Source organism: Providencia sp. PROV267 (genome assembly GCF_028477825.1).
Lineage (GTDB): Bacteria > Pseudomonadota > Gammaproteobacteria > Enterobacterales > Enterobacteriaceae > Providencia > Providencia stuartii.
The window spans coordinates 21,212-33,893 of sequence record NZ_JAMPLX010000019.1; the positions used below are offsets into that span (position 1 = coordinate 21,212).

Below are 12,682 nucleotides of genomic sequence, written 5' to 3' on the forward strand. Positions count from 1 at the left end.
AAATGGCCGGCGCAAAAGAGATACGTTCCAAGATCGCCAGCGTGCAAAACACGCAGAAGATCACTAAAGCGATGGAAATGGTCGCTGCGTCCAAAATGCGTAAATCGCAGGAACGCATGGCGGCCAGCCGTCCTTATGCAGAGACTATGCGCAGTGTGATTGGTCACCTTGCGTTAGGGAATCTGGAATATAAACATCCATACCTTGAAGAGCGTGAAGTTAAGCGTGTTGGGTATCTGGTTGTTTCTACAGACCGTGGTTTGTGCGGTGGCTTGAACATTAACCTGTTCAAAAAGCTGTTGTCAGACATGAAGATGTGGTCTGAAAAAGGCGTTCAAGTTGACTTGGCTTTGATCGGTTCTAAAGCAGTATCATTCTTTGGCTCTGTTGGTGGCAATGTTGTCACACAGGTGACAGGAATGGGGGATAACCCAACGCTTTCAGACTTGATTGGCCCAGTTAACACTATGCTACAAGCCTATGATGAAGGGCGTTTGGATAAACTGTATGTGGTGACCAATAAGTTCATCAATACAATGTCTCAGGAGCCAACTATTCTTCAACTTCTGCCATTACCTGAAAGTAATGACGAGTCATTGAAGAAAAAATCTTGGGATTATTTATATGAACCCGATCCTAAGGCGTTGCTGGATACCCTGCTGCGTCGTTATATCGAGTCGCAGGTTTATCAGGGCGTCGTTGAAAACCTGGCTAGTGAGCAGGCCGCACGAATGGTAGCAATGAAAGCTGCTACCGATAATGGTGGAAACCTGATCAAAGAGTTGCAGTTGGTTTACAACAAAGCTCGTCAGGCCAGCATTACTCAGGAGCTTACCGAAATTGTTTCGGGTGCTGCCGCGGTTTAACAGCTAGGTTTACGAATTACGTAGAGGATTCAAGATGGCTACTGGAAAGATTATCCAGGTAATCGGCGCCGTTGTGGACGTCGAGTTCCCTCAAGATGCAGTACCAAAAGTGTACGATGCGCTTGAGGTTGTTAACGGTAAAGAAAAACTGGTGCTGGAAGTTCAGCAACAGTTAGGCGGTGGTGTTGTCCGTTGTATCGCAATGGGTACATCAGATGGCCTAAGCCGTGGTTTAGAAGTTAAAAATTTAGAACACCCAATTGAAGTACCAGTAGGTAAAGCAACACTCGGACGTATCATGAACGTTCTGGGTGACCCTATTGATATGAAAGGTGATATCGGCGAAGAAGAGCGTTGGTCTATTCACCGCGCTGCACCAAGCTACGAAGAGCTATCGAGCTCAACTGAACTGCTAGAGACAGGTATCAAAGTCATGGACTTGATCTGTCCATTCGCGAAAGGTGGTAAAGTTGGTCTGTTCGGTGGTGCGGGTGTTGGTAAAACGGTAAACATGATGGAACTTATCCGTAACATCGCGATTGAGCACTCAGGTTACTCAGTATTCGCAGGTGTTGGTGAGCGTACCCGTGAAGGTAACGACTTCTATCATGAAATGACAGATTCAAACGTTCTTGACAAAGTATCACTGGTTTATGGTCAGATGAATGAGCCACCAGGAAACCGTCTACGCGTAGCATTGACTGGTTTGACTATGGCTGAGAAATTCCGTGACGAAGGCCGTGATGTTCTGTTGTTCGTGGATAACATCTATCGTTATACACTGGCAGGTACAGAAGTATCGGCTCTGTTAGGTCGTATGCCATCAGCAGTAGGTTATCAGCCAACATTGGCAGAAGAGATGGGGGTTCTTCAAGAACGTATCACTTCTACTAAGACAGGTTCTATCACCTCTGTACAGGCTGTTTACGTACCTGCGGATGACTTGACTGACCCATCACCAGCAACAACCTTTGCTCACTTGGACGCAACAGTGGTTCTGAGCCGTCAAATCGCTTCTCTGGGTATTTACCCTGCGGTTGACCCTCTGGATTCAACTAGCCGTCAGCTTGACCCACTCATCGTTGGTCAAGAGCACTATGATGTTGCACGTGGCGTTCAGTCTATCCTTCAGCGTTACCAAGAACTGAAAGATATCATTGCAATTCTGGGTATGGATGAATTGTCTGAAGAAGACAAACTGGTTGTTGCTCGTGCTCGTAAGATCCAGCGCTTCCTGTCTCAACCATTCTTCGTTGCAGAAGTCTTTACTGGTTCACCAGGTAAGTTCGTTTCCCTGAAAGACACTATCCGTGGCTTCAAAGGCATTCTGAACGGCGATTACGACCACCTGCCAGAACAAGCGTTCTACATGGTTGGTACCATTGAAGAAGCTGTGGAAAAAGCTAAGAAGCTTTAATCTGGCTGACGGGAGGTTGATATGGTAGCTGCAATGACATACCACCTGACAGTTGTCAGCGCTGAAAAACAGATGTTTGAAGGGCTGGTACAAAAAATTCAGGTGACAGGTAGTGAAGGTGAACTGGGAATTTATCCACAGCACACCCCACTGCTGACTGCCATAAAACCGGGCATGGTACGTATTACTAAGCAATTTGGTGAAGAAGAGCTAATTTACCTCTCTGGCGGTATTTTAGAAGTGCAACCAAATGGCGTTATCGTACTGGCTGATACAGCTATCCGTGGTAAAGATTTAGATGAAGCGCGTGCGCTGGAATCTAAACGCAGAGCGGAAGAACATGTCCGTAAAGCTCACGGTGATGTTGATTATGCTCAGGCATCGGCAGAACTTGCGAAAGCAATAGCGAAACTTCGAGTTATCGAGTTAACTAAAAAGCTGATGTAATGAAGGCAGTATAAAGAAAAGCCAGTCGGTTAATACCTGACTGGCTTTTTTATTTGTGCGAAATATGTAGTAATTTATGTAGGAAATAGGTTTACTTTTATCCCAAAGTTGGAGTTTCAGGAAATTATGACTGTGCAAAGAAAAAGTGTCGTCATTCTTGCTGCTGGAAAGGGCACTCGAATGTATTCAGAACTGCCTAAAGTCCTGCATTTATTAGCAGGTAAACCAATGGTTCAGCATGTTATTGATACAGCTAAATCTGTTGGGGCATCAGACATTCACCTTGTTTATGGACATGGTGGCGATTTACTGAAAGAAAAATTGGGTGAACAAAACCTCAATTGGGTATTACAAGCAGAGCAACTCGGTACAGGGCACGCAATGCAACAAGCTGCCCCACACTTTCAAGATGATGAAGATATCATCATGCTTTATGGTGATGTGCCATTAATTGCGAAAGATACGCTGCAACGCTTAATTGAAGCTAAGCCTGAAGGTGGTATCGGTTTATTAACGGTAATTTTAGATAACCCAACTGGTTATGGCCGTATCATCCGTGAAAACGGTGAAGTTGTCGGTATCATTGAACAAAAAGACGCAACTGAAGAGCAACGTAAGATCCAAGAAATCAATACTGGGATCATGGTTGCAAGTGGTAAAGACTTTAAACGTTGGTTATCCCAACTGGATAATAATAATGCTCAGGGTGAATACTATATCACTGACGTTATTGCATTAGCTCATAAAGAGGGGAACAAGATTGAAACTGTTCACCCTAGCCGTTTGAGTGAAATGGAAGGGGTGAATAACCGCTTACAACTTGCCGCTCTTGAACGTATTTATCAAAGAGAACAAGCAGAAAAGCTCCTGCTTGCAGGGGTAATGCTAATTGACCCTGAACGTTTTGATATTCGCGGTACATTGACACATGGGCGCGATATTATCATTGATACGAATGTGATTATTGAAGGTAATGTGACGTTAGGTAATAACGTACATATTCAATCAGGCTGTATTCTTAAAAATTGTGTTATTGGTGATAACTCGGTTATCAGCCCCTATTCTGTGATAGAAAACTCTGAATTATCTGCGGAATGTACAGTCGGTCCTTTTGCTCGTTTACGTCCTGGTGCTAAATTGGCAGCCAAAGCCCATGTAGGTAACTTTGTTGAAATGAAGAATGCCTCATTAGGTGTTGGTTCTAAGGCTGGCCATCTAACCTATTTGGGCGATGCTCAGATTGGTGAAAACGTCAATATTGGTGCAGGAACGATCACCTGTAATTATGACGGTGCGAATAAGTATAAAACCATCATTGGTGATGATGTGTTTGTTGGCTCCGACACCCAGTTAATTGCCCCTGTTTCTGTTGCAAATGGTGCAACCATTGGTGCTGGTACAACGGTAACTCGTGATGTTAATGAAGGTGAGTTAGTCGTGAGTCGTGTGAAACAAGTCCATATTAAAAACTGGCAGCGTCCAGTGAAGAAAAAATAAAATACATTTTTAGGAGAGGTGAATGTGCCTCTCCAACATTAGCGTTAATAAGATAAAAATATAATAAACCCCATTTTCTACAAGGCTTGGGGAGCAGCAAAAGCTGTAACAACAATCAGGTAGCGACATCATAAGGGCTGGAGCCCTTTGTTTAGGAATAAATTTAATATGTGTGGAATTGTAGGTGCTGTCGCACAACGTGATATCGCAGAAATTTTGATAGAGGGGCTTCGCCGCCTTGAGTATCGTGGTTACGACTCTGCTGGTATGGCTGTCGTTGATCATGAAGGCCATCTTCAGCGTTTACGAGAAGTTGGTAAAGTACAAATGCTGGCGGAAGAAGCGGAGAAAAATCCTGTATCAGGTGGAACGGGGATCGCACATACCCGTTGGGCAACCCATGGTGTTCCGAGTGAACGTAATGCTCACCCACATACTTCTGGTTTTATTGCTGTTGTTCATAATGGGATCATTGAAAACTATTTAGAACTTAAAGAAGAGTTAAAGCAACTTGGCTATATCTTTAGTTCTGATACTGATACCGAAGTGATCGCACACCTTGTTCATCATGAACAACAAAAAGGTGGTGCTTTAGTTGAAGTGGTTCAGCGCGTTATCCCACAATTACGCGGTGCTTATGGCACGGTGATCATGGATAGTCGTACTCCTGAATTATTGGTGGCAGCCCGTTCGGGAAGCCCATTAGTGATTGGTTTAGGTGTGGGTGAAAACTTCCTCGCATCGGATCAACTTGCATTATTGCCTGTTACACGTCGTTTTATTTATCTTGAAGAAGGCGATATTGCGGAAGTCACTCGTCGCACTGTACGTATCTTTGATAAGCAAGGTCAGGCTGTTGAACGAGAGCAAATTGAATCTAATGTTCAATATGATGCAGGTGATAAAGGTGTTTATCGCCACTATATGCAAAAAGAGATCTATGAGCAGCCAATGGCGATTAAAAACACCCTTGAAGGGCGTTTTAGCAAAGACAATGGCATCGATCTGAGTGAGTTAGGCCCTAAAGCAAGTGAAATATTATCTCAAGTTGAGCATATTCAGATTGTAGCTTGTGGTACATCTTACAATGCGGGGATGGTTGCACGTTACTGGTTTGAATCTTTGGCTGGCATTCCTTGTGATGTTGAGATTGCCTCTGAATACCGCTATCGCAAGCCCGCTCATCGCAAAGGCAGCCTGATGATCACGCTATCACAGTCAGGTGAAACGGCTGATACGCTAGCAGCATTACGTTTATCGAAAGAGCTAGGCTATTTGACGTCTCTTGCGGTATGTAACGTGGCTGGCTCTTCATTGGTACGTGAATCAGACTTTGCACTAATGACTAAAGCAGGTGCAGAGATTGGCGTTGCTTCAACCAAAGCGTTCACCACGCAATTAACCGTACTGTTGATGCTGGTCGCCTATATGGGACGTATAAAAGGCGCAAGTCCTGAATTAGAAGAGAGTATTGCTAATGCTCTGCATGCACTGCCTGCGCGCATTGAAAGCATGTTATCTCAAGATAAAGTGATTGAGGCGCTGGCGGAAGATTTCTCTGATAAAAATCATGCTCTATTCCTGGGTCGTGGCGAGCAGTACCCTATTGCGGTTGAAGGTGCATTAAAGCTCAAAGAGATCTCTTATATTCACGCAGAAGCGTATGCGGCGGGTGAATTGAAACATGGTCCATTGGCTTTGATTGATGCCGATATGCCTGTCATTATCATTGCACCTAACAACGAACTGTTAGAAAAATTGAAATCTAATATCGAAGAAGTACGCGCTCGTGGTGGCTTGCTTTATGTGTTTGCAGATCAAGATGCAGGCTTTGAAGCGAGTGAGAATATGAAAATTATTCCGTTGCCACATGTTGAAGAGTTGATTGCGCCGATTTTCTATACGGTTCCTCTACAACTGCTCTCTTACCATGTTGCGTTGATCAAAGGTACTGACGTTGACCAACCACGTAACTTGGCTAAATCAGTGACGGTTGAATAAATTAGAATTATTTAAAATTTAAATACATTAAATCCGATTATGCTTTTAACTGCATAATCGGATTTTTTATTTTTATCTTAACATGCTGAGATCAATACCAATTATTGGCAATGATGGTGAAAAGTAATGACACGTTGCTTTATAAGGAAGGAGTTTGTTTTGGTGTAAAATAACATCAAAAATTGTTTGTATATTATAAGGTTGATCTGAGTTTTGATGGTGTACTTTGACTCGTTCATCTTGGTAATTTAGTAAAATACAGGGGAGAAAAGTCAGATTTAACCGCTTAGCCACTTGATAGCGGTGGTTGCCATCCATAATAATGCCGGAGTTTATTTCGCAAGGAATAGGGGTTGTCCAAATACCCTCACCAATTATTTTTTTACTTAAATAGTCGACGTGGCGTTGATCCGTTTCTTCTGATGAGCAAAGAAATTGTATTGGCTTCAGTTCAATATGATAGGTATTGATAGTCATACCCCCTCCTTCTTATCAAGATGGTTATTTATCACCTAAACTTACAAAGTAACCAGGTTCATAGCTGATCGGTAAAAATTTATCGTAAAGCGCCTTAAATGTTTCATCTGCATTTAAATCTGGAAATAATTCGGGATGGAACCAACGTGCTAATTGTTGGATTGCAATAAAATCGTATGGACTATTATAAAATTGATGCCAAATTGCATAAAATTGTTGGTTTTTGACGGCATTACTTCCGGTATAAGCAGGCTTTTTTAGGTATTTTTTTAGCTTCGCTTTTGCCGCTTCCATATTTTCATTTGGCCCTAAACCAATCCAATCACCATTAGGCATAAATGATGAAAAGTTTGCACTGGTAACAACGACTTTATCAGGATTTGCGGCAATAACTTGCTCCGGATCCATCATATAAAATGTGTTAGGCGCATTTTTTTCACCGATATTTTCACCTCCGGCGAGTGAAACAAAACGCCCAAAGTTACCATTGCCAAATGTCAGACAGCATTCATCGGTATATCCACCAATGCGCTCAATAAAAATACGTGGCTTTTTAGGATGTTGGTTACTTAATACATCACTCACTCGTTTTAATTGTTTATCTCTAAATTCAATAAACTTTTCTGCTATTTCTTCTTTACCCCATAAAGTGCCGAATAGGCGCATCGTTGGCGTCGTATTTTTTAATGGGTTATAGCGAAAATCAATATAGACAATAGGGATCCCTGCTTTCTCTAATGCTTTATCATACCCTTGTTCTTCTATTGCTGTTTTTGCCTCAATATTCATGATGATAGCATCGGGTTGTAGCGCTAATGCTTTTTCAATATTGAGTGAACGTTTTTCAGTGCCGCCAAATGTGGGAATACGGTTTAGTTGAGGAAAATAAGTACTGTATTGTCGCCATGTTGCAGGATCTGACGTTTGCATATCATTCCCCATCGCAACAATACGTTTCGCTGGATTATCTTTATCTAGCATGGCGACAAGGTAGAGCATACGCCCTTCACCTAAAATGACTTTTTTTATGGGGGTATTTACGGTGACCTTTCTACCAAGTATATCTGTAACAACGGTCGGTTTTGCTGAGATTATTGTGGAAAATAATAGCCCAAAAAGAATAAGTAAAAATTTAGCCATTTGCTGGTGTAGACTATACTTTTTTTTCATATTGTTCCTTATTGATGATATGTTTTGTTAGTAAAATAATCGTGCTAAGGCATATTAGATAACCGACTGAAATATAATAAAAAAGCATATTGATTCCAGGGTAAATAATAAGAATACTGCCGAGAGAGATCCCCCCGATTGATGCAAATTGATTAATACTTTGCGATAAACCAAGTACATAACCTTGATGTTCTGCTGGCGATGCTGAGGAGATCAGTGCTGTTAAGATGGGAGTGGTCGCGCCTAGTAAAATTCCCCAAATAAAATAGAGTAAGGCAAACCAAATAATTGAAGCGTTTGCGAGACTGATGGCAATAGCCGCGCAGCCAAAGATAATCCATCTTAAGCGTGTCAAAGAGGCAACAATGGATTGGTGTTCAAACCATTTAGCCCATAATTGAGCCGATAGGATCACCCCCATCGCTTGTAATCCATAAATAAGCCCTATTACCCAATAGTCTGTTGAATAGGTTTTTTCGATATATAAGGAGAAACTGGGCAGGGTGATAAGCCGGATCATTAATAATAACCCTGTAAGCAACATCAATTGTTTAACGATAGTTTGAGGGGAACCGTTTTTTTTCGTTGTATGGGCTGTATTGGCGGGGGATAAAAGGGGGGAATGCTTATCTGATGGTAAAAATAGAAAAACAGCCACGGCACTTAACATACAAAGCCACCCAGCCATCATATTGATCCAAAAGAAATTGAGATAATCTAAAATTAAACCGCCAGCCAGCGCCCCTAATAGAGAGCCTATATTGGTTGATACTTGTAGTAGGGCAAAGAGATGAGTCCGTTTTCTAGGGGCTGTTACCGCCACCCCGTAAGCTTGCGCTGGCGCTATATACCCCGCACATGCTCCTTGAATAAACCTTAATAGTAAAATTAACCAAGGGTCATTACAGAATGACAGTAAAATTTGGGTAATTGATAACCCAAGCAAGGCTCGGATTATCATTGCTTTATTCCCCATCCGGTCACCAACTTTCCCCCAAAAAGTACTGGTTAGCATGATGCCAATCATGGGGGCTACATAGACCATTGTTAGGGCGAAAGGGAGTAGTGAATCTGAGCTGTTATTTTGCAAATGAATAGGCCAAAATGGCCCACTCATTTCCATTGCACCCATTGATATTATTTGAATACCGAATAAGAACCCAATAATCAGATGGTTTTTAAGCAATTTCACCGTTTAGCCACCCTATATTGAGTGAGGTCTATCTTGGTAAATATAGGGTGATGAATTTCAGGTTTTAGCCCTAAATAATCCATACACCAAGTGTAGATCTCTTGCATATAGGGAATAGGGATATTGAGCTGCTTCCCTAAATTAACGAGTAAGCACAAACCATAAATAATATCTTCCTGAAAAACGCGATGGTTTTTATTGAAGACCCAGCCACCGCCTTCAGCGTTTATAAGAGGTAATTGAATACCATGGTAGGCCTTGTTTGAACGAAGAATTGACCATAGTGTTTTGGCATCCTCGATTTGTTCGGTATAAGCTTCTCGTAATTCTTCAATTAAAGGTTTTACGGTATTAAGTGAGATTGCCAATTCTTTGGTTAAATATTGGCAAATCGCCAGTCGCTCCTCATCACAGCGCTGTAAATAGTAAGCACCAAGTTCAGGGCAATCATTCCACCAGCACAGTGGAGATTCAAAATTGCGTTGATGCCATTGAGCGTAGGGGCCTATCAGCCCATAAATGACTGAGCTGTGCATAATAGGATTTGCGGGAGTGAGGGTTATTTCTAAGTAATTATCAAGAATAGTAATAGGAGCCGAGTATATTTCCGATAACCAACAATGGAGTTGGTTTTTATTTGTTTCATTTTCTCGATGATGAAACGCAATAAAGAGTTCAGATTTCTCACCACCGAAACAAACTTTTGTGCCAAGTTCTAAACCCCATGCAATATGAGGCACATCTTTCATGCCCCATATTACGACATTAGGTTTATCTTTAAAAAATTGTTCAGCAAGCCAATCAAAGCCATTTATACCGGGAATGGCGCCAATAAACACCGTGTGGGATGTCGATAAGTAGGGCGAGATAAAATTTAGCCAATTTGCTTGTTGATGGGAAGGAACAGTAAGAATAATTATATCGGCATGAGGTATGACGATTTGCGGTAAATTAGTTATTAATTCAATCGAATAATCAATAACTTTTCCATCATGATAGTGAACTGATAATTTTTGGTTCTGCTGCTGGTGGCGTTCGACGGTTATAGGATTTTGGGTAAGTAATGATGCCTTAACATGAGCGAAATGGCTAAACAGAGCAACCGCTAAATGACCGGTTTGGCCTCCCCCACAGACAACAACCTTGAGCTGTTTGTTATCTATCATCATGGTTTCCTCTAGTTAGCTTGCTCTAGTGGAATGGTATTCGTTAGCCAACGATTGAGTTGATGCGAAATCTCCTCTGAAATCAGGTTGCGAGCGCTTAACCATTGTTCGTTGAATATTGTATTCAGGTATTTTTCACCGCCATCAACAACAATGACCACGACATTGCCGCTAAGAATATCTGTATTTATATATTCTAAGGCTTTATAGACAATGCCTCCGGTTGACCCTCCTACTAATAAACCGTATTTGTTGGCGAGAAAACGGGTTGTTTCAAAAGCTTGGCAGTCAGAAACTTGAGCATTATGGTCAATACAACTGTAATCGAGCACTAAGCCTACGGTGTCCCCTTTTGGCGTCCCTGTTCCTGATTGATAATAGGGTTTGCCTGGGTTACCAAAAATAATTGAGCCTTCAGGCTCTACAGCGACGGTAATCGTTTGTGGGTTATGAGCCTTTAACCCTTGAGAGATGCCAGTAATAGAGCCACCTGTACCGACACAACCGACATAAGCATCAATTTTACCTATTTGCTCAATAAGCTCACAGACTAAAGCTGCATAACCTCCTGAATTAGCGGCATTATCTGATTGATTCAAAAAGGTTGCATTAGGCAGTTGAGATGCTAACTCGCTGGCAAGGCGTTGCCGTTCAACAACAGCCACTTCATCCTCTTGATAATCACCTGTAACATAGCGAATATCTGCGCCTAGCGCCTTCATAATAGAAATTTTGTCGGGGGCGGCATGGTGGTCAACAACCGCGATAAAATGCAAATCAAACTCGATTGCTGCCAGCGCGAGTCCTATTCCGGTATTACCTGATGAGGATTCGATAATAGTGCTTTTAGGTTTTATTTTTCCTGATTTAAGGCCAGCAATAACCATGTTTCGAGCCATTCTGTCTTTCATACTTCCCCCTGGATTGTTCTTTTCCATTTTTAGAAATAGAGCACTTTTTTTGTGGGGAACAGCGATACGTAAAACAGGTGTATTGCCGATCAAATCAGTGACTTTGCTGCTGATCATAAATATTCCTATTTGCTATCTTTGAAAAAAATAAACTGCCCATCATGATTTTCCAGTGCATACAATCGACAAGGAATAGGGTGCCGATGAAATTGATTTTCAAGTAAGTCCATTTGATATCCGGCTGTATTTATGAAAATGAGCAAATCACCGGCTTGAGGAAGGTGAGTAAATAAAATTAAGCGATGGGTGATCACATCATTTTCTAAACAGCTATGTCCTGCTATCCATACTCGGGTGGGGCGCTGTTTATGTTGTTTTGAGTGTGGTACTAAAACATGTAGTGGATCGAGTAAAAACTCTGAGTTAAACCAAGTTTCACAGGCACTAAAGCTACTGCCTTCAACAAAAATAATAGGATGTTGGAATTGCTGATTAACACGCACAACTCGAAATAGCGATATTGCACTTTGATCGACTAAACATCTGCCGGGCTCTATCGTTAGTGTGATATGGTTTTTCTTAAGGTATTGAGAGATGGTTTCGTTTTCTGTGTATTGGGATGATAGGAATGTAGTTAACCATTGGGTGGCTGATTGTTCCCCTCCATAAGGGTAAAAATCGGTTGGTATACGGTTATTTTGGTAATATTGGCTCGTTTGATTATCTATCCATGATTGGTATTGCCTCGTTGAAACATATTGAACTGGTAGCCCGCCGCCAATATCAATGGTTTTAATTTCAAACCCCAATGACAGTGCTGATTTTATAAGTGGCTGTAATTCACGGAAAGCTTGTACGCGTGAAGCGCTTTTATAGCCACCTAAATGAAAATGGATACCTTGCCAAAGTAAACCTGCATGCTGTTTGGCTAATTGAAGTGCCGTTATAAATACAGCAGATTTCATGCCAAACCTAGAGCGGCTCATTTGTGGTTGATAGCGAAATAGAACCCTCGCGATGAATGATGTTCCTGATAATAGGTTGAGGATATCTTGTAATTCTTCAAGAGAATCAACGACAATCAGTGAGTTATGTAATATCAGTTTCCAAAGAAATTCATTGGTCTTCGCAGGACCAGTAGCACAAATTTTCTCTGGTGAAATCCCATAGTCATAGGCATCTTGCCATTCATGAAGGCTTGATACATCAACGCCAATACCTTCTTCAACGGCTATTTTGACTAGGATATTGGATTGGTTAACTTTCACACCATACATAATGCGCCCTGTTACACCATGTTCTTGAAAAACAGCATTCAGTTTTAGAATATTTTGTTGCATGGTATGAGGAAAAATCACGTTTAATGGGGAACCATACTGCTTAACCAGTTCTACCAGCCTTTCATTATTTTCAAAACATAGCCGTTTGACCTGCTCATCCATGAGCGGCGGTAATTCTGTTGGCGCTACGGTTTTGATAGATTGATAAGGTACCGATAAAAAATGGGTTAAGTTAGTTTGGTTCACCATGATTTCACC

General features: G+C 41.7%; 11 protein-coding genes. 5 read left to right on the forward strand and 6 right to left on the reverse strand.

The features are described from left to right. The first annotated feature begins 2 nt into the window (after positions 1 to 2). The 5 genes from atpG to glmS all read left to right on the forward strand — a co-directional run bounded on the left by atpG (position 3) and on the right by glmS (position 6,228). The gene (atpG, locus tag PR709_RS13070; protein ID WP_272570919.1) at positions 3 to 866 is read left to right on the forward strand and encodes a F0F1 ATP synthase subunit gamma; all 864 of its coding nucleotides are present in this window, start codon (positions 3 to 5) and stop codon (positions 864 to 866) included. A gap of 34 nt (positions 867 to 900) precedes the next feature. After that, a complete protein-coding gene (gene atpD / locus PR709_RS13075) occupies positions 901 to 2,283 on the forward strand; it encodes a F0F1 ATP synthase subunit beta (RefSeq protein ID WP_004923990.1) in 1,383 nt (460 codons plus the stop codon). Between the two features lie 21 nt (positions 2,284 to 2,304). Further along, positions 2,305 to 2,730, forward strand: a complete 426-nt coding sequence (locus PR709_RS13080; protein WP_004923991.1) for a F0F1 ATP synthase subunit epsilon — start codon at positions 2,305 to 2,307, stop codon at positions 2,728 to 2,730. Between the two features lie 126 nt (positions 2,731 to 2,856). Beyond that, positions 2,857 to 4,227, forward strand: coding sequence for a bifunctional UDP-N-acetylglucosamine diphosphorylase/glucosamine-1-phosphate N-acetyltransferase GlmU (gene glmU, locus PR709_RS13085; RefSeq protein ID WP_004923994.1), 1,371 nt, complete (start codon positions 2,857 to 2,859; stop codon positions 4,225 to 4,227). 168 nt (positions 4,228 to 4,395) lie between these two features. Next, entirely contained in the window at positions 4,396 to 6,228 is a 1,833-nt protein-coding gene (glmS, locus tag PR709_RS13090; protein WP_004923999.1) for a glutamine--fructose-6-phosphate transaminase (isomerizing), read from the forward strand. A 72-nt stretch (positions 6,229 to 6,300) separates the two neighbouring features. Here the strand turns inward: glmS and PR709_RS13095 are convergent, their stop codons facing one another. The 6 genes from PR709_RS13095 to PR709_RS13120 are packed head-to-tail and all read right to left on the reverse strand — an operon-like array spanning position 6,301 to position 12,673. Continuing rightward, positions 6,301 to 6,705 (reverse strand): ParB N-terminal domain-containing protein, encoded by a 405-nt coding sequence (locus PR709_RS13095; protein WP_004924000.1) that lies wholly within the window; start codon positions 6,703 to 6,705, stop codon positions 6,301 to 6,303. Between the two features lie 24 nt (positions 6,706 to 6,729). Next, positions 6,730 to 7,875, reverse strand: a complete 1,146-nt coding sequence (locus PR709_RS13100; RefSeq protein ID WP_272570920.1) for an ABC transporter substrate-binding protein — start codon at positions 7,873 to 7,875, stop codon at positions 6,730 to 6,732. Further along, positions 7,859 to 9,067, reverse strand: a complete 1,209-nt coding sequence (locus tag PR709_RS13105) for an MFS transporter (RefSeq protein WP_272570921.1) — start codon at positions 9,065 to 9,067, stop codon at positions 7,859 to 7,861. Before PR709_RS13105 ends, PR709_RS13100 begins: the two co-directional genes overlap by 17 nt. Continuing rightward, entirely contained in the window at positions 9,064 to 10,233 is a 1,170-nt protein-coding gene (locus tag PR709_RS13110) for an NAD/NADP octopine/nopaline dehydrogenase family protein (RefSeq protein WP_014657146.1), read from the reverse strand. Before PR709_RS13110 ends, PR709_RS13105 begins: the two co-directional genes overlap by 4 nt. Before the next feature lie 11 nt (positions 10,234 to 10,244). Further along, positions 10,245 to 11,261, reverse strand: a complete 1,017-nt coding sequence (locus tag PR709_RS13115; RefSeq protein ID WP_004924012.1) for a PLP-dependent cysteine synthase family protein — start codon at positions 11,259 to 11,261, stop codon at positions 10,245 to 10,247. Between the two features lie 8 nt (positions 11,262 to 11,269). Continuing rightward, positions 11,270 to 12,673, reverse strand: coding sequence for a Y4yA family PLP-dependent enzyme (locus tag PR709_RS13120; protein ID WP_272570922.1), 1,404 nt, complete (start codon positions 12,671 to 12,673; stop codon positions 11,270 to 11,272). Positions 12,674 to 12,682: the final 9 nt, after the last annotated feature.